This is a genomic window from Streptomyces cadmiisoli (assembly GCF_003261055.1).
GTDB lineage: Bacteria > Actinomycetota > Actinomycetes > Streptomycetales > Streptomycetaceae > Streptomyces > Streptomyces cadmiisoli.
Genome location: NZ_CP030073.1, coordinates 2627117 through 2651792, shown reverse-complemented (window position 1 = coordinate 2651792; position 24676 = coordinate 2627117). Strand labels below are relative to the sequence as shown.

22 protein-coding genes and 2 pseudogenes are annotated in these 24676 nt (G+C 73.4%); 14 read left to right on the top strand and 10 right to left on the bottom strand.

Going from position 1 to position 24676, the window contains the following annotated elements; genetic code table 11:
• The first annotated feature begins 39 nt into the window (after window positions 1-39).
• The 3 genes from DN051_RS11090 to DN051_RS11080 all read left to right on the top strand — a co-directional run bounded on the left by DN051_RS11090 (window position 40) and on the right by DN051_RS11080 (window position 2211).
• Window positions 40-1212: an AAA family ATPase gene (locus tag DN051_RS11090; RefSeq protein WP_246040996.1), complete on the top strand. Its 1173-nt coding sequence runs from the start codon at window positions 40-42 to the stop codon at window positions 1210-1212.
• On the top strand, window positions 1209-1544 hold the full coding sequence (locus DN051_RS11085) for a nucleotide pyrophosphohydrolase (protein ID WP_053760806.1): 336 nt from the start codon (window positions 1209-1211) through the stop codon (window positions 1542-1544). Before DN051_RS11090 ends, DN051_RS11085 begins: the two co-directional genes overlap by 4 nt.
• A 196-nt stretch (window positions 1545-1740) precedes the next feature.
• On the top strand, window positions 1741-2211 hold the full coding sequence (locus tag DN051_RS11080; RefSeq protein ID WP_112438616.1) for a DUF6099 family protein: 471 nt from the start codon (window positions 1741-1743) through the stop codon (window positions 2209-2211).
• 46 nt (window positions 2212-2257) lie between these two features.
• Here the strand turns inward: DN051_RS11080 and DN051_RS11075 are convergent, their stop codons facing one another.
• Complete coding sequence (locus DN051_RS11075; protein WP_112438615.1) at window positions 2258-2443, bottom strand: hypothetical protein; 186 nt, start codon at window positions 2441-2443, stop codon at window positions 2258-2260.
• A gap of 295 nt (window positions 2444-2738) precedes the next feature.
• On the opposite strand from DN051_RS11075, the gene DN051_RS11070 reads away from it, so the two are divergent.
• Window positions 2739-3662: an LLM class F420-dependent oxidoreductase gene (locus tag DN051_RS11070; RefSeq protein ID WP_112442220.1), complete on the top strand. Its 924-nt coding sequence runs from the start codon at window positions 2739-2741 to the stop codon at window positions 3660-3662.
• 33 nt (window positions 3663-3695) lie between these two features.
• Here the strand turns inward: DN051_RS11070 and DN051_RS11065 are convergent, their stop codons facing one another.
• Window positions 3696-4175, bottom strand: coding sequence for a hypothetical protein (locus DN051_RS11065; RefSeq protein ID WP_053760809.1), 480 nt, complete (start codon window positions 4173-4175; stop codon window positions 3696-3698).
• A gap of 15 nt (window positions 4176-4190) precedes the next feature.
• Window positions 4191-5105, bottom strand: a complete 915-nt coding sequence (locus DN051_RS11060; protein WP_112438614.1) for a DUF4232 domain-containing protein — start codon at window positions 5103-5105, stop codon at window positions 4191-4193.
• A gap of 176 nt (window positions 5106-5281) precedes the next feature.
• Here DN051_RS11060 and DN051_RS11055 point away from each other — a divergent pair, with 176 nt between their 5' ends.
• Together DN051_RS11055 and DN051_RS11050 are read left to right on the top strand one after the other, a co-directional pair.
• The gene (locus tag DN051_RS11055; protein ID WP_162624905.1) at window positions 5282-6784 is read left to right on the top strand and encodes a 3' terminal RNA ribose 2'-O-methyltransferase Hen1; all 1503 of its coding nucleotides are present in this window, start codon (window positions 5282-5284) and stop codon (window positions 6782-6784) included.
• Complete coding sequence (locus DN051_RS11050) at window positions 6781-9324, top strand: polynucleotide kinase-phosphatase (RefSeq protein WP_053760812.1); 2544 nt, start codon at window positions 6781-6783, stop codon at window positions 9322-9324. The genes DN051_RS11055 and DN051_RS11050 overlap by 4 nt, the downstream gene beginning before the upstream one ends.
• Before the next feature lie 17 nt (window positions 9325-9341).
• Here DN051_RS11050 and DN051_RS11045 read toward each other — a convergent pair whose 3' ends face one another.
• A complete protein-coding gene (locus DN051_RS11045; protein WP_112438612.1) occupies window positions 9342-10208 on the bottom strand; it encodes a cation:proton antiporter in 867 nt (288 codons plus the stop codon).
• 224 nt (window positions 10209-10432) lie between these two features.
• Here DN051_RS11045 and DN051_RS11040 point away from each other — a divergent pair, with 224 nt between their 5' ends.
• The 3 genes and pseudogenes from DN051_RS11040 to DN051_RS11030 form a co-directional block, all read left to right on the top strand.
• Complete coding sequence (locus DN051_RS11040) at window positions 10433-11656, top strand: arginine deiminase (RefSeq protein ID WP_053760813.1); 1224 nt, start codon at window positions 10433-10435, stop codon at window positions 11654-11656.
• Window positions 11657-11736: 80 nt separating this feature from the next.
• Window positions 11737-12744, top strand: coding sequence for an ornithine carbamoyltransferase (gene argF, locus DN051_RS11035; RefSeq protein ID WP_053760814.1), 1008 nt, complete (start codon window positions 11737-11739; stop codon window positions 12742-12744).
• A 152-nt stretch (window positions 12745-12896) separates the two neighbouring features.
• Window positions 12897-13412 (top strand): annotated as a pseudogene (locus tag DN051_RS11030) (APC family permease); the annotation flags it as partial.
• On the opposite strand, the gene DN051_RS11025 reads toward DN051_RS11030, so the two are convergent.
• Window positions 13366-13818, bottom strand: a complete 453-nt coding sequence (locus DN051_RS11025; RefSeq protein ID WP_053760815.1) for an ATP-binding protein — start codon at window positions 13816-13818, stop codon at window positions 13366-13368. The pseudogene DN051_RS11030 and the gene DN051_RS11025 overlap by 47 nt on opposite strands.
• Window positions 13819-14148: 330 nt before the next feature.
• Here DN051_RS11025 and DN051_RS11020 point away from each other — a divergent pair, with 330 nt between their 5' ends.
• Together DN051_RS11020 and DN051_RS11015 are read left to right on the top strand one after the other, a co-directional pair.
• Window positions 14149-14976, top strand: coding sequence for an enoyl-CoA hydratase family protein (locus DN051_RS11020; protein ID WP_053760816.1), 828 nt, complete (start codon window positions 14149-14151; stop codon window positions 14974-14976).
• Window positions 14977-14978: 2 nt separating this feature from the next.
• Entirely contained in the window at window positions 14979-17294 is a 2316-nt protein-coding gene (locus DN051_RS11015; protein ID WP_112442218.1) for a bifunctional salicylyl-CoA 5-hydroxylase/oxidoreductase, read from the top strand.
• A gap of 72 nt (window positions 17295-17366) precedes the next feature.
• Here DN051_RS11015 and DN051_RS11010 read toward each other — a convergent pair whose 3' ends face one another.
• Both DN051_RS11010 and DN051_RS11005 read right to left on the bottom strand, forming a co-directional pair.
• Complete coding sequence (locus tag DN051_RS11010; RefSeq protein ID WP_053760817.1) at window positions 17367-18179, bottom strand: PaaX family transcriptional regulator; 813 nt, start codon at window positions 18177-18179, stop codon at window positions 17367-17369.
• Between the two features lie 15 nt (window positions 18180-18194).
• On the bottom strand, window positions 18195-19796 hold the full coding sequence (locus DN051_RS11005) for an AMP-binding protein (RefSeq protein WP_281289059.1): 1602 nt from the start codon (window positions 19794-19796) through the stop codon (window positions 18195-18197).
• 124 nt (window positions 19797-19920) lie between these two features.
• Here DN051_RS11005 and DN051_RS11000 point away from each other — a divergent pair, with 124 nt between their 5' ends.
• Together DN051_RS11000 and DN051_RS10995 are read left to right on the top strand one after the other, a co-directional pair.
• Window positions 19921-21129 carry an acyl-CoA dehydrogenase family protein gene (locus tag DN051_RS11000; protein WP_112438610.1) on the top strand — a complete coding sequence of 403 codons (1209 nt, stop codon included), beginning with the start codon at window positions 19921-19923 and terminating at the stop codon, window positions 21127-21129.
• Window positions 21126-21524: a RidA family protein gene (locus DN051_RS10995; RefSeq protein WP_053760819.1), complete on the top strand. Its 399-nt coding sequence runs from the start codon at window positions 21126-21128 to the stop codon at window positions 21522-21524. Before DN051_RS11000 ends, DN051_RS10995 begins: the two co-directional genes overlap by 4 nt.
• On the opposite strand, the pseudogene DN051_RS10990 reads toward DN051_RS10995, so the two are convergent.
• Window positions 21524-21685, bottom strand: a pseudogene (locus tag DN051_RS10990) (DUF5999 family protein); the annotation flags it as partial. The gene DN051_RS10995 and the pseudogene DN051_RS10990 sit on opposite strands and share 1 nt — an antisense overlap.
• Before the next feature lie 221 nt (window positions 21686-21906).
• Here DN051_RS10990 and DN051_RS10985 point away from each other — a divergent pair.
• Window positions 21907-22335, top strand: coding sequence for a DUF6299 family protein (locus DN051_RS10985; protein ID WP_053760820.1), 429 nt, complete (start codon window positions 21907-21909; stop codon window positions 22333-22335).
• A gap of 11 nt (window positions 22336-22346) precedes the next feature.
• On the opposite strand, the gene DN051_RS10980 is transcribed toward DN051_RS10985, so the two are convergent.
• Both DN051_RS10980 and DN051_RS10975 read right to left on the bottom strand, forming a co-directional pair.
• On the bottom strand, window positions 22347-23807 hold the full coding sequence (locus DN051_RS10980; protein WP_053760821.1) for an aldehyde dehydrogenase family protein: 1461 nt from the start codon (window positions 23805-23807) through the stop codon (window positions 22347-22349).
• Between the two features lie 221 nt (window positions 23808-24028).
• Entirely contained in the window at window positions 24029-24676 is a 648-nt protein-coding gene (locus DN051_RS10975; protein WP_053760822.1) for a thioredoxin-like domain-containing protein, read from the bottom strand.

Sequence of the window (24676 nt, the reverse complement as noted above, 5' to 3'; positions counted from 1 at the left end):
GGAACGGTTCGCCCCGGTGCCGAGCCCTACGGTCCGGACATGGCCGTGTCACCCACGACGTCCGCGTCCGGAGCCCCCACCCCGCAGCGACCGGAACCACCCGACCGGCCGCGCGTGACCGAACTGCGGCTGTCCGCGTTCGCCGGTCACCGCCGGACGGGATTCGCGCTCGGCCCGTGCACCCTGCTCGCCGGGCCCAGCGGCTGCGGCAAGACGAGCGCCCTGCGGGCCTACGACGCGCTCGCCCGGCTCGGCGGCGGCGCCGAACTCGGCGAGGCGTTCCCCGACCCCGCCGCCTGCGTGCCCGAACGCGCCCGGCCCGACACCCAGCACCGCCGCGGCTTCCGCATCGGCTGCACGGCCGACGGACCCGAGGGGCCCGTCCGGCTCGACCTGGCCGTCCAGGCCGAACCCGAACTGCGGGTCGTCGGCGAGCGGTTGTCGGCCGGGGACGTGGTCCTGCTGGAGACGGCCCTGCGCGACCCGGGCCGACGTGCCGTGCAGGCCGCCTGGCACACCGCCGGCTCCACGCCGGTGACGCGTGCGCCGCTGCCCGACGACCGGCTCGGCACCGCCCTGCTGCCGCTGCGCGTGGCGGGCCGGACCGACGGGCAGCGGCGGGTGCTCGCCGCCGCCGAGCAGATGGTGGTCGCCCTGCGCTCGGTCTTCGCCTGCGACCCCCGTCCGGAGCGGATGCGCGACCCCGTCCCGTCCGGCACCGGACGGCTGCTCGGCGGCTGCGACAACCTGGCCGACGTCCTGTGGCGCACGCGGTCCGAGTGCGCGCGCCGGCACGCCCGGTTCGTCGCGGCGGTGCGGGCCGGCTGCGCCGGGCCCCTCGTCGACGTGCTCGCCGAACCGCGCGGCGACGGCACCGTCCGCGCACTGCTCGACCGGGGCCACGGCATCCGCACCGACTTCGCGCGGCTGGGCGACGGCGAGTTGCGCTACATCGCCCTCCTCCTGGTCCTGCTGACCGGGCCCGGGGTCCTGGCGGTCGACCCGGCCGCCGAGGTGCCCGCCGCCCTCCAGACGCTCACCGTGCTCACCGACGGCCCCGACCGGTCCCTGGACCCGCGCCAGCGCGCCGAACTGCTGCGCCTGGCCGCCCGGATGGGCGAGGCCGGTCACATCCGCACCGTCGGGGCGGTCAGCGACGCGTCCTGGGCCGCGGGGACCGACGGGGTCACGGTGGTACACCTGAAGCCGTGACCGAACCCCTTGACCTGGCGAAGCTCCAGCGCAGACTGGCCGCGTTCGCCGCCGCGCGCAACTGGCAGCCGTACCACACGCCCAAGAACCTCGTCGCCGCGCTCAGCGTCGAGGCGTCCGAACTCGTCGAGATCTTCCAGTGGCTGACGCCGGAGGAGTCGGCGCGGGTGATGGACGATCCGGACACCGCGCACCGGGTGACGGACGAGGTCGCCGACGTCCTCGCGTATCTGCTCCAGGTGTGCGAGGTGCTCGGCATCGATCCGCTGGCCGCGCTGGACGCGAAGATCGACCGCAACGAACGGCGCTTTCCGGCACCGGACGGTCCCTGACCCGCAGCGCCGGGCGGCAGGAGTCGGTCCGTCCACTTTCACTCTCCGCAGCTGAAATCCGAAGTGAATCCGAATTGTTGTCCCCAGATTTCCGCCTTCCTCTGGCTTTTCGTCTCAGGCGCCCTCACTCTGGGTAGTGGAACGATGGAGTTCGGGCAAACGTGCTGAGGCGCGGCGGGACAGACGGGGGCAGCGCATGGACGCGGTGCGACTCATCCTGACGAGCAGGCGTGCCCTTGCGGCGAGCGGTGACGTGCCGCAGATCATGACGGAGGTGTGGCAGGCCCAGGCGCTGGCTCAGGCGATCGGCAGTCGGCTGGCGGTCTTCGGCCCGCCCGAACTGCGGGGCGAGGCACTGGGGTTGACCGAGCTGGCAGGCAGGGGCTGCGGTGTGCTCGACACCCCGCAGCTCGACACGGAAGAGCTGCGCGCCGCCCGCCTGACCGAACTCGGCGACGCCCGCCAGGCGTTGCTGAGCCTGGGCGGCCTGCTCGGCGAGGTCGGTATCGCCCTCGTCGGCATCGCGTGCTCCGCGCCCGACGAGGGCAGGTACTGGCAGTGCATGGAGGCCATCGACGCGGCGGACGAGTCTCGGGACCGGGTCCTGGAGATGCTGCGCAGACTGGCCGACCGGGAGCCCGCGCTGCCGGAGCGGGAGGCGGGCTAGGCCGGGCGGGGCCGGAAGGGGCAGGGGCTGACCTGGGGCCGCGGCACTAGGGCCGGTGGGTGGGCTGCTCGGCCGCCGGCCGGGCGGCGCGCTTCCGCCGCCCGGCCGACCGCAGGTCCGCGTCCAGGGCGGACAGGTCCGCGTTCAGCGCCGCCATCAGCTCCTCCATCTGCTGCACCAGCCCCTTCGGCTGGGCGCCGCCGCCCTGCAGCGGGACGTTCTCCTCGGACATGACGGCCTCCTCGGACCGTGGCCCCGGACAGGGCCGGTGTGGGTCTCGCCCCCGGTGGTCGTCCCTCCGGCGCGGGCGCCGGGGCTCCGGCTCCGCCCGAGCCAACGATCACCCGGGAGGCGGGTCACCGGATCCGTCCGGCACCGCGCCCGCCTCGGACGAGATTCACCCGAGCCGGGGACGGGACCGGGGGCCGCCCGCTTCGCCACCGAACGGCACACCCGCCGAGCGGCGGAGGCGCGGCCGCGGGGACTCATGCCGTCTGCGAGGAGCATGAAGGGGCAGGATGGAAGGCATGGATCTTCGAATCTTCACCGAGCCCCAGCAGGGGGCGACCTACGACACCCTGCTCACCGTCGCGAAGGCCACCGAGGACCTCGGCTTCGACGCCTTCTTCCGTTCCGACCACTACCTGAAGATGGGCTCCGTCGACGGCCTGCCCGGACCGACGGACGCCTGGATCACCCTGGCCGGGCTGGCCCGCGAGACCAGCCGCATCCGGCTCGGCACGCTGATGACCGCCGGGACCTTCCGGCTGCCCGGCGTCCTCGCCGTCCAGGTCGCCCAGGTCGACCAGATGTCCGGCGGCCGGGTCGAACTCGGCCTGGGCGCGGGCTGGTTCGCGGAGGAGCACGCGGCGTACGGCATCCCCTTCCCGAAGGAGAAGTTCGGCCGCCTGGAGGAGCAGCTGGAGATCGTCACCGGGCTGTGGGCCACGGAGGTCGGCCGGACCTTCGACTTCCACGGCACGTACTACGAGCTCAAGGACTCGCCCGCGCTGCCCAAGCCGGCCCAGGCGAAGATCCCGGTCCTGATCGGCGGTCACGGCGCCACCCGTACGCCACGGCTGGCCGCGCAGTACGCCGACGAGTTCAACATGCCGTTCGCCTCCGCCGAGGACAGCGAGCGCCAGTTCGGCCGGGTGCGCGCCGCCGCGGAGAAGGCCGGACGCAAGGACGGCGACATCGTCTTCTCCAACGCCCTCGTGGCCTGCGTCGGCAAGGACGAACAGGAGGTGGCGCGCCGCGCCGCCGCGATCGGCCGCGAGGTGGCCGAGCTGAAGGCCAACGGCCTGGCCGGCTCCCCGGCCGAGGTCGTCGACAAGATCGGCCGCTACGCCGAGGCCGGCTCCCGCCGTGTCTACCTCCAGATCCTCGACCTGAACGACCTCGACCACCTGGAGCTGATCTCCTCGGAGGTCCAGTCGCAGCTGTCCTAGAGCCCGGCCGGCCGCCCCGCCCCGCCGCCGCGGTCAACTCGCCTTGTTTCTACGGGCGTCCAGCTCGCCGGCGTACCCCGCGCCGACGGCGAGCACGGCGCCGGACAGGGAGAGGACCGCGACGGCGGGGTTGACGTAGCCGGGGACGGCGGCGGTGTAGCGCTCCCCGGTGCTCGTGTGGCAGACCAGGCGGATCGGGATCACGCTGACGCTCGTCCTCAGGGTCCTGGCGCCGCGTTCGGGCCCGCCGGCCTCCAGACAGGGCCGGATGGGCGCGGAGCCCGCGCCGCCGTCCCCCGCCGCGATGTCGCCGCCGAGCACATGGAGCGCCCCCCAGGTGTACAGGGCGGCGGCCCCGGCGCCGGTGAGCGCGGCGAGGAACCGCAGCCGCGCGGGGCGGCTCGCCCGCCGGACGCCGTGGCCGGCGATCGTGCCGAAGGCGTAGCCGCACAGGCCGACCGCGGTCACCACGCCGATCACCAGCAGCAGCAGAAGCAGAAAGAAGGAGTTCACCGGCCTCTGCCTCCCTCAGGGCTGTGCCGGGGCGCCGGAGGCGGGCCGGCCCGCGTCCTCCTTGCGCCACGCGTGCACGCCGAGTCTGCCGGTGGTGCCCAGGTCGAGCTCCGGGGTCACGGTCACGGCGTCGGCGCCGGGCTTCGCCCAGATCCGCACGTACGGCGCGTCGACCGGCTCCCCGGCTCCGACGGTGTTGCGCCAGACCAGCCCGGACGCCGCGCGCTCCCCGAGCCGCAGGACGAGCGGCTCGGGCGGCCCGCCGTCGCCTGTCCCGAGGGCGACGGCGTCACCGCCGCGGAGGATCCGCACGCCGTCGACGGGCTCGTGGTCCTCGTCGAGCAGCCGGAGCCGCGGGTAGCCGTGCAGCCGGTACGGCTCGGTGCCGCAGTTCTCCAGGTGCAGACCCACCACCCGCAGCCCCATCGCGGCGTCGCCCCGGTCGGCGTACAGCCGTACCCCCGACGACGGGCAGCGACCCGGCTCGGCCGGCGCCTCGTCCGCCGGGACGCTCCTGACCAGGGAGATCCGCACGTCGTCGGACGACTGCGCGGAGGACTGGGAGCCGAGGGCCAGGGTGCGGCGCACGGTGCGGCCGGCCGCGACGCCCGGGACCGTCTCCGTCAGGTTCGACAGCACGGCGCCGGAGCCCGTACGGAGGTCGAAGGTGACGGTGTACGTGAAGGGTTCGGGCTCGCCGTTGGTGACCTCGTACTCGACCTCGCCGCACCCGGCTCCGGCGAAGCCGGTGATCCGCACGTCGTCCGGCTGCGAGCCGTAGGGGTCCGGGGGCGGGACGGTCGGGCAGCCGTTCGAACCGCCGTCGTGCGGAGCGGCCTGCTGCGTCCCGCAGGCCGAGAGCAGCAGGACGAGGACGGACGCCGGGACGAGGAAACGACTCGGGAGGTGGCGGGGGTGGCGGGGGCGCATCCGCAGAGTCGATCAGGACCGGACCCGTCGAGCTGTGACGGAGGCCACCCTTCCGGTCACAGGCCTGTCACAGGGCGGCGGAAAATACCGGGTGCCCGAGGCGGGGTTGTCGGTAGTTTGGCATGGCCAAGGCGGGTGCATACCCGCACTTCAGACCCATTCGAGGCCTACCCACCGTGTTCCTGACGATCACCACCACCGGTACCCCGGAACGCCCCGCGACCGATCTCGGCTTCCTGCTCCACAAGCATCCCGACAAGGCGCAGGTGTTCTCCACCTCCTACGGCACGGCGCACGTCCTCTACCCCGAGGCCGACGCCGAACGCTGCACGGTGGCCCTGCTGCTGGAGGTCGACGCGGTGGCGCTCGTCCGGCGCGGCAAGGGCAAGGGCCGGGGCGGCGCACCCGACGCGGCCCTCGCGCAGTACGTCAACGACCGCCCGTACGCGGCGTCCTCACTGCTCGCCGTGGCGCTCAGCGCGGTGTTCTCCAGCGCGATGCGCGGGGTGTGCGGGGCCCGGCCCGAGCGCGCCCGGCAGCCGCTGCCGCTGCGCATCGAGATACCGGCGCTGCCCGCCCGCGGCGGCCCCGATCTCGTCCGGCGGCTCTTCGAGCCGCTCGGATGGACCGTGACCGCCGAACCGGTGGCGCTGGACACCGAGTTCCCGCAGTGGGGCGACTCGCGGTACGTGCGCCTCGTCCTGGAGTCCGGCACGCTCACTCTGGCGGCGGCCCTGCGCCATCTGTACGTCCTGCTCCCGGTGCTCGACGACGCCAAGCACTACTGGGTCGCCCCGGACGAGGTCGACAAGCTGCTGCGGGCCGGCGAGGGCTGGCTGCCCGGCCACCCCGAGCAGAAGCTGATCACCAGCCGCTATCTGTCCCGCCGCTGGTCGCTGACCCGGCAGGCGATGGAGCGGCTCGAACTGGTGCGGCTGGCCGAGTCCGACGACAGCGAGGTCGAGGACCTCGACAACGCGGTCGGGGCCGAGACCGAGGAGGTGGAGAAGCCGACACCGCTCGCCGTGCAGCGGCGGGACGCGATCCTCGCCGCGCTGCGGGAGTACGGTGCCGCCCGCGTGCTGGACCTCGGCTGCGGTCAGGGCCAGTTGGTGCAGGCGCTGCTGAAGGACCCGCGGTTCACCGAGATCGTCGGGCTCGACGTGTCGGTGCGGGCCCTGGCGATCGCCTCCCGGCGGCTGAAGCTGGACCGCATGGGGGAGCGGCAGGCCTCGCGCGTCACGCTCCTCCAGGGATCGCTCGCCTACACCGACAACCGGCTCAAGGGCTACGACGCCGCCGTGCTCAGCGAGGTGATCGAGCACCTGGACCTGCCCCGGCTGCCCGCCCTGGAGTACGCGGTGTTCGGCTCCGCCCGCCCCCGGACGGTCCTCGTGACGACGCCGAACGTCGAGTACAACGTGCGCTGGGAGTCCCTGCCGGCCGGGCACGTCCGGCACCGGGACCACCGCTTCGAGTGGACACGCGAGGAGTTCCGGCAGTGGGCCGCGGCCGTCGCCGAACGGCACGGGTACGAGGTCGGCTTCCGGCCGGTCGGGCCCGACGACCCGCAGGTGGGGCCGCCCACGCAGATGGCCGTGTTCACCGTGAGCACGGCCGGGACCAGTACCGGGACCGGCACCGGGACCGACACCGTGAAGGAGGAGAAGGCCGCATGACCGTCGTCGACACCGAGGGGCGCACCCTGCCCGTCACCGATCTCTCGCTGGTGGTGCTGGTCGGCGCCTCCGGCTCGGGCAAGTCCACCTTCGCGCGCCGGCACTTCAAGCCGACCGAGGTGATCTCGTCCGACTTCTGCCGCGGGCTCGTCTCCGACGACGAGAACGACCAGAGCGCCACCCGGGACGCCTTCGACGTCCTGCACTACATCGCCGGCAAGCGGCTGGCCGCCGGCCGCCGCACGGTCGTCGACGCCACCAGCGTGCAGCAGGACTCCCGGCGTCAGCTGATCGAGCTGGCCCGGCAGTACGACGTCCTGCCCATCGCCATCGTCCTCGACGTGCCCGAGCAGGTCTGCGCGGAACGCAACGCGGCCCGCGCCGACCGGGCCGACATGCCGCGCCGGGTCATCCAGCGCCACACCCGCGAACTGCGCCGCTCCCTGCGGCACCTGGAGCGCGAGGGCTTCCGCAAGGTGCATGTGCTGCGGGGCGTGGAGGAGGTCGAGAACGCCACCGTCGTCACCGAGAAGCGCTTCAACGACCTGACCCACCTGACCGGCCCCTTCGACATCGTGGGCGACATCCACGGCTGCTCGGCCGAGCTGGAGGCACTGCTGGGCAAGCTGGGCTACGTCGACGGAGCGCACCCCGACGGCCGTACCGCCGTCTTCGTGGGCGACCTCGTCGACCGCGGCCCGGACAGCCCCGGAGTGCTGCGCCGCGTGATGGCGATGGTGAAGTCGGGCGACGCGCTGTGCGTGCCCGGCAACCACGAGAACAAGTTCGGGCGGTACCTCAAGGGCCGCCAGGTCCAGCACACCCACGGACTGGCCGAGACCGTCGCGCAGATGGACGGCGAGAGCGAGGAGTTCCGGCAGGAGGTACGGGAGTTCATCGACGGCCTGGTCAGCCACTACGTCCTGGACGGCGGCAGGCTGGTGGTCTGCCACGCCGGACTGCCGGAGAAGTACCACGGCCGCACGTCCGGGCGGGTGCGCTCGCACGCCCTGTACGGCGACACCACCGGTGAGACCGACGAGTTCGGGCTGCCGGTGCGCTACCCGTGGGCGGAGGACTACCGGGGCCGCGCGGCCGTCGTCTACGGCCACACGCCCGTCCCGCAGGCCACCTGGCTGAACAACACCATCTGCCTCGACACCGGAGCGGTCTTCGGCGGCAACCTCACCGCGCTGCGCTGGCCGGAGCGCGAACTGGTCGACGTACCGGCACAGCGGGTCTGGTACGAGCCGGCGAAGCCGCTGCGGTCCGAGGCGCCCGGCGGACACGACGGCCGGCCGCTGGACCTGGCGGACGTGCACGGCCGGCGCGCCGTGGAGACCCGGCACGCCGGCCGGGTCGCGGTCCGCGAGGAGAACGCGGCGGCGGCGCTGGAGGTCATGAGCCGCTTCGCGGTCGACCCGAGGCTGCTGCCGTACCTGCCGCCGACCATGGCGCCGACCGCGACCTCGCACGAGGACGGCTATCTGGAGCACCCGGCCGAGGCGTTCGCGCAGTACGCGGCGGACGGTGTCGCGCGCGTCGTGTGCGAGGAGAAGCACATGGGCTCGCGCGCCGTGGCCCTGGTGTGCCGGGACGCGGAGGCGGCCCGCCGCCGCTTCGGGGTCGAGGGCGTCACCGGCTCCCTGTACACACGCACCGGCCGCCCCTTCTTCGACGACGGGTCCGTCTCCGAGGAGATCCTCGGGCGGCTGCGGTCGGCGATCGACGCGGCCGGTCTGTGGACCGAGCTGGAGACCGACTGGCTGCTGCTCGACGCCGAGCTGATGCCGTGGTCGCTGAAGGCATCGGGCCTGCTGCGCAGTCAGTACGCGGCGGTCGGCGCCGCCGCCGGGGCGGTGTTCCCGGGGGCGCTGAGCGCGCTGGAGGGCGCGGCGGCGCGCGGTGTGGACGTGGCGGGCCTGCTGTCCCGGCAGCGTGCACGGGCCGCGGACGCCACCGCGTTCACCGAGGCCTACCGCCGCTACTGCTGGACCACCGACGGACTGGACGGCGTCCACCTGGCGCCGTTCCAGATCCTCGCGGTCCAGGGCCGCAGCCTGGCCGCCCTGCCCCACGACGAGCAGCTCGCGCTGCTCGACCGGCTGGTGGAGCACGACGGCAGCGGACTGCTGCGCACCACCCGGCGCCTGTACGTCGACACCGGCGACCCGGAGTCGGTGCGGGCCGGTGTCGACTGGTGGCTGGAGATGACCGGACGCGGCGGCGAGGGCATGGTCGTCAAGCCGCTCGGCGGTGTGGTCCGCACCGGCGAGGGGCGGCTGGTGCAGCCCGGCGTCAAGTGCCGCGGCCGGGAGTACCTGCGGATCATCTACGGTCCCGAGTACACCCGCCCGGACAACCTGGCCCGGCTGCGGCAGCGGTTCCTGAACCACAAGCGGTCGCTGGCGATCCGCGAGTACGCGCTCGGTCTGGAGGCGCTGGACCGGCTGGCCGAGGGCGAGCCGCTGTGGCGGGTGCACGAGGCCGTGTTCGGGGTGCTCGCCCTGGAGTCGGAGCCGGTGGACCCGCGGCTGTGAACCCCGGCGCCGGACGGTCAGTCGGCCCGCGTGCGTGACGCGGGCCGGCCGGCCGCCGCGGGGCCGGGCCGCGGCACGGGCCGTTCCCGGGCGCCGGCCCGGCGGACCAGGTGCAGCAGCGGCTGGGTGAGCCGAGTACAGGGGCTCAGCAGGCCCGAGCGCAGACCCGCGTCCAGGGCGATCAGCTCGGTCAGGCCGCGGGCGCTCAGCAGCACACCGACCGTGCGCGCCTCGTGCCGGTCCAAGTCGCCGAGCCGGGCCGCCATGGTGCCGCTGCCGACCTTGGTGACGACCGCCGGAACGGTGACGGCCGACAGTGTGATCCAGCCGATCACATCGAGCAGCCCGGCGGCCGACACCGCCACCACCCCGGGCACGGTCGACGCCAGGCCGTTCTCCCGCACGAGGGCGGTCAGCACCGGCACCGCGGTGATCGACAGCGCGATCCCGGCGAACACCACCATGGCCGGCGAGGGCCGCTCGGGCATGCCCAGCCCGAGCGGCCAGGGGCCGAACAGCAGCGCGCACGCGCAGCACACCGCCATCGGCACCGCGAAGGCCGCCGGCGCCACGGCCACGGCGGTACGGGCCCGCTCGCCGAGGACGCCCGGATCCAGCTCGTAGCCCACCGCGGACAGGAACACCACCAGCGAGAACTGCGCCAGTCCGGTCAGCGCGGGGGCGATCGCCTCGGGGAACACCGCCTGGTACGCCCCCGGTGCCGCACTGCCGAGCAGTGACGGGCCGAGGGCGATGCCCGCCGTCAACTGCCCGACGATGCCGGGCTGTCCCAGCCACCGGGCGAGGCGTCCCCCCGCGTGCGCTGCCACCAGCACCACCGCCGAGGCCCCCACGAAGTGCGTGATCAACAGGTCACGGCTCACGGTGTTCTTCCGGGTGTCCGGCCGCCGACCACGGAACGGTACGGGCGGGACGCCGTCGTACCGGCAGTCGTACGCCGCCTCCGGCCGGAGGCACGGGGGGCACGGGGCGGCCGCCGTTCTCGTCCGGCGAGGGGCGTGCCGGACCGCCCGCCTCCGTGCGCCCGAGGGGCGCGGCACCGGCGAAAAGTGGGGTGAACGTGTGCGCGATTGGTCAGGATGGAGGCATGGCATTCCATGTCGACTCCGAGGCCGGGCGGCTGCGCCGCGTCATCCTGCACCGGCCGGATCTGGAGCTCAAAAGGCTCACCCCCAGCAACAAGGACGCCCTGCTCTTCGACGACGTGCTGTGGGTGCGCCGGGCGCGCGCCGAGCACGACGGGTTCGCGGACGTACTGCGCGACCGCGGGGTGACCGTCCACCTGTTCGGCGACCTGCTCGAGGAGACGCTGGAGATCCCGGCGGCCCGCGGACTGGTCCTCGACCGGGTCTTCGACGAGAAGGAGTACGGGCCGCTGGCCACCGATCACCTGCGGGCCGCGTTCGAGGCACTGCCCGCCCCGGAACTCGCCGACGCGCTGGTCGGCGGCATGACCAAGCGGGAGTTCCTGGCGGCGCACGCCGAGCCGACCTCCGTGCGCTTCCATGTGATGGACCTGGACGACTTCCTGCTCGGCCCGCTGCCCAACCACCTCTTCACCCGCGACACCTCGGCCTGGATCTACGACGGCGTCTCCATCAACGCGATGCGCTGGCCCGCCCGGCAGCGCGAGACGGTGCACTTCGAGGCGATCTACCGGCACCATCCGCTGTTCCGCGACACCGGGTTCCACCTGTGGTCCGAGGGGCAGGCCGACTACCCGTCCACCATCGAGGGCGGGGACGTGCTGGTGATCGGCAACGGCGCCGTCCTGATCGGCATGAGCGAGCGGACCACGCCGCAGGCGGTGGAGATGCTCGCGCACAAGCTGTTCGCCGCGGGCTCCGCGCAGACCATCGTGGCGCTCGACCTGCCCAAGCGGCGCGCGCTGATGCATCTCGACACCGTGATGACGATGGTCGACGCCGATGTCTTCACCCAGTACGCGGGGCTCGGCATGCTCCGCTCGTACACGATCGAACCCGGCGTGGGCGACAAGGAACTGAAGGTCACCGACCACCCGCCGGAGCACATGCACCGGGCGATCGCCGCGGCACTCGGCCTGAGCGAGATCCGGGTGCTGACCGCGACGCAGGACGTGCACGCCGCCGAGCGCGAGCAGTGGGACGACGGTTGCAACGTGCTCGCCGTCGAGCCGGGGGTCGTCGTCGCCTACGAGCGGAACGCCACCACCAACACGCATCTGCGCAAGCAGGGCATCGAGGTGATCGAGATCCCGGGCAGCGAACTGGGCCGGGGCCGGGGCGGGCCGCGGTGCATGAGCTGCCCCGTCGAACGGGATGCCGTGTAGCCGCGACGGGTCCTGCATAGAAATGTCAACAATCGTATAGACTTCCACATGCCCGTTGACCCGTGACCCTGGAGCGCCCCATGGCGACAGTCCCGACCGCCCTCGCCGGCCGCCACTTCCTCAAGGAGCTGGACTTCACCGAGGAGGAGTTCCGCGGTCTGGTCGAGCTGGCGGCGGAGCTGAAGGCCGCCAAACGGTCCGGGGTCGAGACCCGCCGTCTGCGGGGCAGGAACATCGCGCTGATCTTCGAGAAGACCTCGACGCGCACCCGCTGCGCGTTCGAGGTCGCGGCCGCCGACCAGGGCGCCTCGACGACGTATCTCGACCCCTCCGGTTCGCAGATCGGGCACAAGGAGTCGGTGAAGGACACCGCGCGCGTCCTCGGACGGATGTTCGATGCCATCCAGTACCGGGGCGACAGCCAGGACAACGTGGAGGACCTCGCGGCCTACGCGGGCGTGCCGGTCTACAACGGCCTGACCGACGACTGGCACCCCACCCAGATGCTCGCCGACGTGCTGACCATGACCGAGCACACCACCAAGCCGCTGACCGAGACCGCCTTCGCCTACCTCGGCGACGCCCGCTTCAACATGGGCAACTCCTACCTGGTCACCGGCGCCCTGCTCGGCATGGACGTGCGCATCGTCGCGCCCCGGGCCTACTGGCCCGCCGAGGAGGTCGTCGGCCGGGCGAGGGAACTCGCCGCGGCCGGCGGCGCCCGCATCACCCTCACCGAGAACCTGGCGGAGGGCGTCCGCGGGGCCGACTTCGTCGCCACCGACGTCTGGGTCTCCATGGGCGAGCCCAAGGAGGTCTGGGACGAGCGGATCGCCGCCCTCGGCCCCTACGCCGTGACCATGGACGTGCTGCGCGCCACCGGCAACCCGGACGTGAAGTTCCTGCACTGCCTGCCCGCCTTCCACGACCTCGGCACGAAGGTCGGCCGCGAGATCCACGAGCGGCACGGACTGACCTCGCTGGAGGTCACCGACGAGGTGTTCGAGTCCGCCCACTCGGTGGTCTTCGACCAGGCGGAGAACCGGCTGCACACCATCAAGGCCGTCCTCGTCGCCACTCTCGCCTGACCGGCGCCTGCCCTGTTCGGCGGCCCGGACCCACCCCTCTCCGCGGCCGCCCGTCGCGACCACCGTCGCTCACCGCACCACCAGAAACGAGCACCACCCGCATGCCCGCCCCGCGAGCCCCGGCGACGGCGGCGCCGTCAACCTGCCCGCCGTCCTGGTCATCGGTCGTCGCCATCGCGTCGGTGGTGCTCGCGGTGATGTACGGCCAGAGCCGCATCCTGATGTCGATGTCCCGCGACGGGCTCGTCCCGCGTGTCTTCGAGCGGGTCTCCCCGAGGACCGCCACGCCCGTCGCCGGCACGCTGATCATCGCCGTGGTCTTCGCCGTCCCGGCCGCGTTCGCGTCGCTGGACTCCGTGGTCGATCTGTGCACCGTCGGCACGCTCGCCGTCATGGCCGCGGTCAACATCGCCGTGATCGCGCTGCGCCGCCGCCGGCCGGAGCTGCCGCGCACCTTCCGCGTGCCGCTGAACCCGGTGCTGCCCCTGCTCGGCGTGGGCTTCTGCCTGTACCTGATGTACGAGACGGGCTGGACGACCTGGATCCAGTTCGCGGTGTTCCTGGCCCTCGGAGTCCTGGTCTACCTCGGCTACGGGCGCCGCAGGTCCCGGCTCGCGGCGCTCACGCCGGCCGCCGACGCCGCTGAGCGGGCACCGTCGGCAGTCTGAACCACACCGCCTTGCCGGACTCGGTGGGGCGGTGACCGCAGGAGGCGCTGAGGGCGCGGATCAGCAGCAGACCGCGCCCGTGCTCCTGCCAGGGGTCGGGCTCGCCGACCGAGGGACGGGTGAGGTTGCCGGGCGGCGCCGGGTCCCGGTCGTGCACCTCCACCTTGCAGCCGGTCGGCAGCAACTCCACCACCAGCTCTATCGGGCTGTCCCCGGCGGTGTGCTCGACGGCGTTCGCGACCAGCTCCGCGGTGAGCAGCTCGGCGGTGTCGCTGTCCGCGGCGTGCTCCAGCTCCGTCAGCGCCGTACGGACCAGGGCGCGCGCCACGGGCACCGCCGCGGCGGAGTGCGGCAGCGCGATGCGCCAGGAGGCGGAGGGGCGTTCGTGCAAGGCGAGTCCGTTCATGGAGCAGGTACCCGGGGCGCCCGGCAGCCAGGCGGTCCTGCAATCAACTTCAGGCATGGTACGGCGCCCCCGCTCACGGTCCTGCGAGGGGTGCCGGCCGGGACCGGCGGTCCCGCACCACCGGCTTACCCGGACGAACGGACGGCCGTGCACGGCTGCTCCCGCTGTTACCGCGTTATTGACGCCCGGTGACGTATGTGACAGGACCGCACTCCTGGGAACAGGCCACCGAGCTGGCCTATTGCGTAGTCATGACGACAGTTACGGATCGGTGATAACTTCTTGACCACAGCTCCGTGAGGCCATGACCGTCCGAGGAGGCCGCACCCCATGAGTCCCTTCACCGGCTCCGCCGCCCCCACCTCACGCTGGCGCCATCTGCGCCTCGATCGCACCGACGGCGTGGCCACCGTCACGCTCGCCCGCCCCGACAAGCTCAACGCCCTCACCTTCGGCGCCTACGCCGACCTGCGCGACCTGCTCGCCGAGCTGTCCCGGGAGCGGTCCGTGCGCGCCCTGGTGCTGGCCGGCGAGGGCCGCGGCTTCTGCTCCGGCGGGGACGTCGACGAGATCATCGGCGCGACCCTGTCCATGGACACCGCCGAGCTGCTGGACTTCAACCGGATGACCGGCCAGGTGGTGCGGGCGGTACGGGAGTGCCCGTTCCCGGTGATCGCCGCGGTGCACGGGGTGGCGGCCGGCGCCGGAGCGGTGCTCGCGCTGGCCGCCGACTTCCGGGTCGCGGACCCGACCGCCCGCTTCGCCTTCCTGTTCACCCGGGTGGGCCTGTCCGGCGGCGACATGGGCGCCGCCTATCTGCTGCCCCGCGTCGTCGGCCTCGGCCACGCCACCCGGCTGCTGATGCTCGGCGAACCGGTCCGGGCCGCCGAGGCCGAGCGGATCGGCCTGATCAGCGAGCTCACCGAGGAGGGCGGCGCCGACGCCGCCGCCCAGGCGCTGGCCCGCCGTCTGGCTGAGGGCCCCGCCCTCGCGCACGCGCAGACCAAGGCGCTGCTCACCGCCGAGCTGGACATGCCGCTGGCCGCCGCCGTCGAACTGGACGCCTCGACACAGGCCCTGCTGATGAACGGCGAGGACTACGCCGAGTTCCACGCCGCCTTCACCCAGAAGCGGGCACCGAAGTGGCGGGGGCGGTGACCATGCGCGTGGCCGTCGTCGGCGGGGGCCCCGGCGGCCTCTACACCGCCGCCCTGCTCAAACGCCTGGACCCCGGCCGCGAGGTCACCGTCTGGGAGCGCAACCCCCCGGACGTCACCTTCGGCTTCGGGGTCGTGCTCTCCGACGAGACGCTCGGCGGCATCGAACACGCCGACCCGGTGGTGTACGAGGCCCTGCGCAAGGACTTCGTGCGCTGGGACGACATCGACGTCGTGCACCGGGGCGTACGCCACACCTCCGGCGGCCACGGCTTCGCCGCGCTCGGCCGGCACCGGCTGCTGGCGATCCTGCACGAGCGCTGCCGCTCCCTCGGCGTCGACCTGCGCTTCGGCACCGAGGCGCCCCACCCCGACCGGCTCGCGGCGGACCACGACCTGGTGGTCGCGGCCGACGGAGTGCACAGCGGCACCCGCGAGACCTACGCGGACGTCTTCCGGCCCCGGATCACCGACCACCGCTGCCGCTACATCTGGCTCGCCGCCGACTTCGCCCTCGACTCCTTCCGCTTCGAGATCGCCGAGACCGAACACGGCGTGATGCAACTGCACGGCTACCCGTACGCCGGCCCGTCCCACGACCAGGACCCCGCGGCGCCCGCCGGGGAGCGGCAACCCGGCGCCTCCACGGTGATCGTGGAGATGCGCGAGGAGGTGTGGCGGGCGGCCGGGTTCGCGGACCTCGGCGAACGGGAGCCGATCGAGCGCTGCGCCAAGATCTTCGCGGACGCGCTCGGCGGCCGGCCGCTGAAGTCCGGCAACAGCGCCTGGACCACGTTCCGCACCGTCGTCAACGAGCGCTGGTCGCACGGCAACGTCGTGCTGCTCGGCGACGCCGCGCACACCGCCCACTTCTCCATCGGCTCCGGCACCAAGCTCGCCGTCGAGGACGCGCTGGCCCTCGCCGCGTGCCTGGACGAACAGCCGGCCCTGCCCGAGGCGCTCGCCGCCTACGAGGCGGAGCGCCGCCCCGTCGTCGCCTCCACCCAGCGCGCGGCCCGCGCCAGCCTGGAGTGGTTCGAGAACCTCGGTCTGTATCTGGACCAGCCGTCCCGCCAGTTCGCCTTCAACCTGCTCACCCGCAGCCGCCGCGTCACCCACGACAACCTGCGGCTGCGCGATACGCACTTCACCGAGGCGGTGGAGCGCGAGTTCGGCTGCCCGCCCGCGACGCCCCCGATGTTCACCCCGTTCCGGCTGCGCGGCCTGACCCTGCGCAACCGGGTCGTCGTCTCGCCGATGGACATGTACTCCGCCCGTGACGGCGTGCCCGGCGACTTCCACCTCGTCCACCTCGGTGCCCGCGCCCTCGGCGGTGCCGGTCTGGTGATGACCGAGATGGTGTGCATCAGCCCCGAGGGGCGGATCACCCCCGGCTGCGCCGGCCTCTACACCGGCAAGCAGGCCGAGGCGTGGAAGCGGATCACGGAGTTCGTGCACGCCCAGGCCCCCGGCACCGCGATCGGTGTGCAACTGGGCCACTCGGGGCGCAAGGGCTCGACCCGGCTCATGTGGGAGGGCATGGACGAGCCGCTGCCCGAGGGCAACTGGCCGCTGGTCGCCGCCTCACCCCTGCCGTACCGAGCGGGCGGCCAGAGCCCGCGGGAGCTGTCCCGCGCCCAGCTGACCGATCTCCGCGAGCAGTTCACCGACGCCGCGCTGCGGGCCGCTCGCGCCGACTTCGACCTGCTGGAGCTGCACTGCGCCCACGGCTACCTGCTCTCCGGCTTCCTCTCACCGCTGACCAACCGGCGCACCGACGCCTACGGCGGCTCCTTCACCCGGCGGCTCCGCTTCCCGCTGGAGGTCTTCGACGCCGTACGCGCCGTGTGGCCGCCCGAGCGGCCCATGACCGTCCGCATCTCCGCCACGGACTGGGCCGACGGCGGGACCACGCCGGAGGAGGCCGTGGAGATCGCCCGTGCCTTCGCCGCGCACGGCGCCGACGCGATCGACGTGTCGACGGGGCAGGTGGTCGCCGAGGAGCAGCCGGAGTTCGGGCGCTCGTACCAGACCCCGTACGCGGACCGGATCCGGCACGAGGCGGGTGTCCCGGTGATCGCGGTCGGCGCGATCTCCTCCTGGGACGACGTCAACTCGCTGATCCTGGCCGGGCGCACGGACCTGTGCGCGCTGGGCCGGCCGCACCTGTACGACCCGCACTGGACGCTGCACGCCGCCGCCGAGCAGGGCTACGAGGGTCCGGGGGTGGCGTGGCCGGCCCCGTACCGGGCGGGCAGCAGGCCTCCGCGGACCGGACGCACCGACGCCCCCAAGCCGCGGCTGACGCTCGGCAGCTGAGGCCGGCCGATCCCGCGCTCGGCGTCGCCGCGCCGGCGAGGGTTTTGTCGGGGACCCGCGGCGCGGCGGGTGTCACAGGCCGACGAAGCCCGCGCCGGTGTCCCTGAGCCGGTCGTGCAGGCCCCGGAACACCGCGGCCGACCGCGCGCCCGGCCAGTTCGCGGGCAGCAGGCCCGCGGGCAGCCCCGGGTCGGTGTAGGGCAGATGGCGCCAGGAGTCCAGCGCGAGCAGATAGTCGCGGTAGGCCTCCTCCGGCGGGGTCCGCGTGCGCCGCTCCCACGCGTGCAGCACCCGCTCGTGCCGGTCGAGGAACGCCTCGTGCCGCTCGGCGATCTCGGCCAGGTCCCACCACCGGGCGACCGACTCGACGGTCGGCGCGAAACCGAGGTGGTCGCCGCGGAACAGGTCGACGTACGGGTCGAGACGCAGCCGCTGGAGGGTGTGCCGGGTCTCCTCGTACAGCCGGGCCGGCGCGATCCACACGCCGGGCGCCGCCGTGCCGAAGCCGAGTCCGGCCAGCCGCGAGCGCAGCACGTGCCGCTTCTGCCGCTCGGACTCGGGCACGGAGAACACCGCGAGCACCCAGCCCTCGTCCCCCGGCGGCGCGGTCGCGTAGATGCGCCGGTCGCCGTCCTCCAGCAACTGGCGGGCGTCCGGCGAGAGTTCGTAGCCGGCCGCGCCCTGCTCGGTGCGGGCCGGCACGAGCAGACCGCGCCGCTTGAGCCGGGACACCGAGGAGCGCACCGACGGCGCGTCCACCCCGACCACGGCCAGCAGCCTGATCAACTCGGCGACGGGCACGGGGCCGGGCATGAAACGGCCGTACGCGCCGTACAGCGTGACGATGAGAGACCGGGGAGCCGGCAGGTCGGACACGTTGATCATCTTAAGTCGTGTGTGTCACTGCCGGTCACCACCGGTCCGCAGGCGGAACCTCTGGAGCTTCCCGGTCGCCGTGCGCGGCAGGGCGTCCAAGTACACGAACTCGCGGGGGCACTTGTAGGGCGCCAGCTCGGACGTGACGTGTTCGCGCAGCGCCTCGGTGCTCCGCTCGGCGCCCTCCTTCATTACGACGAAAGCCACCACGGCCATGCCCCGCGCCTCGTCGGGCCGTCCGACGACCGCCGCCTCCACCACGTCCGGATGCCGCAGCAGCGCGTCCTCCACCTCCGGTCCGGCGATGTTGTACCCGGCCGAGATGATCATGTCGTCCGCGCGGGCGACGTACCGGAAGTAGCCGTCGCCGTCCCGGACGTAGGTGTCCCCGGTGATGTTCCAGCCGCCGCGCACGTACTCCCGCTGGCGCGGATCGGCCAGGTACCGGCAGCCCACCGGCCCGCGCACGGCCAGCAGTCCGGGTTCCCCGTCGGGCAGTTCGCGGCCCTCGCCGTCCACCACGCGGGCCTGCCAGCCGGGGACGGGCAGTCCGGTCGTGCCCGGCCGGATGTGCTCGTCGGCCGCCGAGATGAAGATGTGCAGCAGTTCCGTGGCGCCGATGCCGTTGATGACGCGCAGCCCGGTGCGTTCGTGCCAGGTCCGCCAGGTGGCCGCGGGCAGGTTCTCGCCCGCGGAGACACAGCGGCGCAGCGACGTCATGTCGTACCGGTCGAGTTCGCCGAGCATGGCGCGGTACGCGGTGGGCGCGGTGAACAGCACCGACACCCGGTGCTCGGCGATCGCGGGCAGCAACTGCCTGGGGCCGGCCTGTTCGAGCAGCAGGGCGCAGGCGCCGGCCCGCAGCGGGAAGACGACGAGGCCGCCGAGGCCGAAGGTGAAGCCGAGCGGGGGACTGCCGGCGAACACGTCGTCGGCGCGGGGCCGCAGCACATGGCGCGAGAAGGTGTCGGCGATCGCCAGGACGTCCCGGTGGAAGTGCATGCACCCCTTGGGGCGGCCCGTGGTGCCGGAGGTGAAGGCGATCAGCGCCACGTCGTCGGCGGCGGTGTCCACGGCCGGGAACGGGGCGTCCGGGGCCGGGCGGCGCAGCAGGTCGTCCGGGGTGTCACCGCCGTACGTCGCGATCCGCAGCCCCGGCACGTCGGCCTTGGCGAGGTCGTCGACGGCCCGCACGTCGCACAGGGCGTGCCGTACGCACGCCATCTCGCAGACGGTGGCCAGTTCCTGCGGGCGCTGCTGGGCCAGCACGGTGACGGCGACGGCGCCCGCCTTGAGCACCGCCAGCCAGCAGGCGACCAGCCAGGGTGTGGTCGGGCCGCGCAGCAGCACCCGGTTGCCCGGCGCGACGCGCAGGTCCGTGGTGAGCAGGTGCGCGATCCGGTCGACCTGGGCGCGCAGGTCGCCGTAGGTCCACAGCCCGCCGTCCGGGGTGCGCAGCGCCGCCCGGTCGTCCGGGGGGCCGTGCAGAAGTTCGGCGGCGCAGTTGAGCCGTTCGGGATAGTGCAGCTCCGGCAGGTCGAAGCGGAGTTCGGGCCACTGCTCGCGCGGCGGGAGGTGGTCGCGCGCGAACGTGTCGACGTGGGCGGAGCGGGTCAGACCGGCCATGGCGGTTCGCCCCCTTGCCTGGTGGGCGGCTGGGTAGCTCGCACATGGAGCGTATCGTGTTGATGACGGCAGTCAATGGCACGCGATACCGTGGAGTCGTCCCGCTTCGGAGAGAGGACTGGCGATGCCCGCATTCTCACTCGAACCGGACCGAATCGCCTGGTGTGCCGAGCTGCGCGCGCTTGCCGCCGAACGGCTGAGCCCGCTCGCCGAGAAGGGCGAACCCGGCCGGGTCAACCGTCCCCTCCTCGCCGAACTCGGCCGCCTCGGACTGCTGGAGCGGCTGTTCACCTCCGGCGCGCTCGACCTGTGCCTGATGCGCGAATCCCTCGCCTACGCCTGCACCGAGGCCGAGACCGCGCTCGCCCTCCAGGGCCTGGGAGCCCACCCGGTGCACGCCCACGGCACGCCGGCCCAGCGGGCCCGCCTGCTGCCCGGGGTGATGGAGGGCACCGTGGTCGCCGCGTTCGCGCTGAGCGAGCCCGGCGCCGGCTCCGACGCGGCGGCGCTGGCGCTGAGCGCGGACGCGGAGCCCCACGACGCCGACGGCGCGTCAGGTGCCCGAGCGGCCCCGGAGCACGCCGGCACCGCGCTGGCCGCCGCACCCGACGGCGCCTCGCGCTGGCGGCTCACCGGGCAGAAGTGGTGGATCTCCAACGCCCCAGAGGCCGACTTCTACACCGTCTTCGCGCGGACCAGTCCGGGTGCGGGCGCACGCGGAGTGACCGCCTTCCTCGTGCCGGCCGACCGCCCCGGCCTGACCGGCACCGCACTCGACATGCTCTCGCCCCACCCCATCGGCTCCCTCGACTTCGAGGGCGTACCGGTCACGGCCGACGACGTGCTCGGCGAGAAGGACCGGGGTTTCCGCGTCGCCATGGGCACGCTCAACCTGTTCCGGCCCAGCGTCGGCGCCTTCGCGGTCGGGATGGCGCAGGCGGCGCTGGACGCGAGCCTCGTGCACACCGCGTGGCGGGAGGCCTTCGGAGGCCGGCTGAAGGATCTGCAGAGCGTCGCCCACCAGGTCGCCGAGATGGCCGTGCGGACGGAGGCGGCCCGCCTGATGGTGTACGCGGCGGCGGCGGCCCACGACGACGGCGCGGACGGTGTTCCGCGGCGTGCCGCCATGGCGAAACTGCTGGCCACCGAGACCGCCCAGTACGTCATCGACACAGCCGTGCAACTGCACGGCGCCCGGGCCCTGCGCCGCGGCCATCTGCTCGAACACCTCTACCGCGAGGTGCGCGCACCGCGCATCTACGAGGGGGCCAGCGAGGTCCAACGCGAAATCATCGCCAAGGAGTTGTACGCCGCCGAGGAGGCGCCGCGATGACCGCCGAACGGATCAACCCGCCCGGCCTGTCCCGGGCCACCGGCTTCTCGCACGCCGTCGTCGGCACCGGCACCCGGGTGGTCTTCCTGGCCGGCCAGACCGCCCTGGACGCCGACGGCAAGATCACCGGATCCGGCCTCGCCGAGCAGTTCGAACAGGCGCTCACCAACCTGCTGGCCGCACTGCGCGCGGCCGGCGGCGCCCCGTCCGACCTCGCCCGGGTCACCGTCTACGCCACGGACGTCGCCGCCTACCGCGCGCACGCCCCCGAACTGGGGCGCGTCTGGCGACGGCTGGCGGGGCGGGACTATCCCGCGATGGCGGTCGTCGAGGTCGTACGGCTGTGGGACGAGGAGGCCATGGTGGAGCTGGACGGGTTCGCGGTGCTGCCGTAGCGCCACGGCGCGACCACGCGGCCGTCGGGCAGCAGTTCACCGGTGTCGTCGAAGACGATCACACCGTTGCAGAGCAGGTTCCAGCCCTGCTCGGGGTGGGCGGCGACGACGTGCGGGGCGCGGGCGTCGGCCCGGGGGCACGAGGGCTGGTGGGAACACATGGCGCACCTCCACGGTCGTGGAACCATCCGTATGCCACGACCATGCGCCCGCCGTGCGCGCACGGGAACGGCCGCGCGGGAAGCGTGACAGGACGGGTACGACACCCGGACGGATCCCGGACGGCCGGTGCCAACTCGCCACCGACGGGGTGACGGTCACGCGGGCGAGGGCCGTCGCCGGGTACCAGTGGAATCCCCCCACACACACCAGGAGGTTCCACATGTCCCTACGTTCCGCGCTCGGTGTGCTCGCCGCCGCGCTCGCCGTGCTGGCCGCGGCGCCCTCGGCACCGGCGTCCGCCGCCCCGGACGAGACCGTCACCGTCGACCCCAGCGGCCGGATCTCGGCCGACGGCACCATCACCCTGTCCGGCACCTACCGCTGCACCGGCGGCACGGGTCCGGTGTTCGTGAGCTCGTCGGTGGCGCAGGGCACCCTCGGCGCCTCGCGGGGCATCGGCGGCACCCGCGCCGTCTGCGACGGTCTGACGCACCGCTGGGAGAACACCGGCCAGGCCGGCCCCGCAACGCTGCGCGCCGGCACGGCCCGGGTCGAGGCCACACTCGTCGAACTGCGCCCGCAGGGCGGACTGCCGCTGCCCTACTTCCACGCGACACGGCAGCGGGACATCACCCTGCAGCAGGGCTGACCCGACCGGGGTCAGAACGGGTAGTGCGCGTGCTGGGTGGCCATCGTCACCCAGCGCGTGCCGGAGAACGCCTCCATGCCCCAGCGCCCGCCGAACCGCCCGTACCCGGAGGCCTTGACACCGCCGAACGGGGCCTGCGGTTCGTCGGCGACGGACTGGTCGTTGACATGCACGATGCCGGTCCGGACACGACGCGCCACCCGCAGACCGTGCGTGCCGTTCTCGGTGATGATGCCGCACGTCAGGCCGTTCTCGGTGTCGTTGGCCAGGGCCACGGCCTCGTCGTCCGTGGCGAACGATGCCACGACGCACACCGGCCCGAACGCCTCGGCCCGGTACAGCTCCATCTCCTCGGTGACACCGGACAGCACGGTGGCCGGATGCACCGCTCCCTCCGGTGAGCCGCCCCCGGTGAGCAGGGCGGCCCCCTTGTCCAGCGCGTCCCGCACCAGGCCCGCCACCCGCCGGGCCGCGCCCGTGCTGACCAGCGGGCCGACGACGGTGCTCGGGTCGGCCGGGTCGCCCGTCGGCAGCGCGGCGACCTTGGCGGTGAACTTCCGGGTGAACTCCTCGGCGAGCGACGCGTGCACCAGGATCCGGTCGCCGGACATGCAGATCTGCCCGGCGTTCATGAAGACCCCGAACGCGGCCGCGTCCACCGCGTAGTCGACGTCGGCGTCGTCGAGGACGATGACGGAGTTCTTGCCGCCCAGCTCCAGGACGGCGGGCTTGAGGTGCCGGGCCGCCTGCTCACCGATGATCCGGCCCACGGCGGTGGACCCGGTGAAGTTCACCGCCCGTACGCGCGGGTCGGCGATCAGGGCCTCGGCGACCTCCGCCGCGTCGGCGGGATCGTTGGTGACCACGTTCAGTACGCCGTCCGGCAGGCCGGCCTCCCGCAGTACGTCCGCGACGAGATACCCGCAGGCGAGGGGGGCCTGCTCGCTCGGCTTGAGCACGACGGTGTTCCCCGCGGCGAGCGGCGCGGCCACGGCCCGGGTGCCCAGGATGACGGGCGCGTTCCACGGCGCGAAGGCGGCGACCACGCCCAGCGGCTCCCGCACGGCCAGGCCCAGGGCGCCGTGCTCCTGCGCGCTGAGCACCTCGCCGCGGGGCGCGGTGATCGCGGCGGCGGCCTCCCGCAGGATGTTCGCCGCCAGCGCCACGTTGAAGTACGCCCAGGGCCGGGTGGCGCCCACCTCACGGGCCATCAGATCGGCGATCCGCTCGGCGCGCGCGTCCAGCAGACCGGCGGCGTCGAGGAAGACGGCGCGCCGCGCGAACGGACTGAGCGCGGCCCACGCGTCGAAGGCCCCGTGCGCCGCGTCCACGGCCCGCGCGACGTCCTCCGCGCCCGCCGCGGCCACCCGGGCGTAGGTCTCACCGGTGTACGGGTCGGTGTCGTCGGTGGTGCGTCCGGACGCGGCGGGCACGTCCTTGCCGCCGATCAGCAGGTCGCGGGTGATGGCCATGGGTCCCTGTCCTCTGCGCGAGCGTTTCCGGGAGCGGGAAGGATGATGTTCGCCAGGTGAAGAAGACTTCGTGTTCCGCAGAAGGGGAGTCTCCAAGCGTCCGGAAGCCATGTCAATGAGGATGACGCCGCCGGTCGGCACGCGCCCGGCGGCGGGGCGCGCGTCGCCCGCACGACGCGGTCGGCGGTCACCCGGCCCCGGATCCGGGTGACCGCGACGGATCACGCGGAGATGCCTCCCGTGCAGGCGGCACCCGGCTCGGGCGTCTGCTCGCCCTGCACGTACTTGTCGAGGAACGCCGTGACCCTCGGGTCGTCGGCGCCGTCCACGCTCACCTGCTTGCCCCAGGCCGACAGAACGATCGGCGAGGACTGGTCGGCGTAAGGACTCATCAAGGTGTACGGCGTCCGGGACACCCGGTCCTTCAGTGCCGCGACGTCCTTCTCGGCGGCCTTGTCGTTGTACGTCACCCACACCGCGCCGTGCTCCAGCGAGTGCACGGCGTTCGTCTCCCCGATCTCCTTGTCGTAGACGTCTCCGTCGCAGTTGATCCAGGCCTGGTGGTGGTTGCCGCCGACGGCCGGGGACATCGGGTAGTCGACCGGGGTGGCGACGTGGTCGCGGCCCAGGTCCTCGAAGGTCTTCTCACCCGCGACCGGTTCGGCGGCCGCGGCCTCTCTCGCCCGGTCGGCCCGCTCCGCCCGGTCGACGAAGTACCAGCCGGTGCCCGCGACACCGACCACGATGACCGCGCTCGCGGTCCAGGTGATGACGCGGTTGCGGCGTTCGCGCGCCGCCTCGGCGCGGCGTATCTCCTCCATCTTGGCGCGACGGGCGGCGCGCTGTTCCTTGGCTCGGGAAGACCCCAT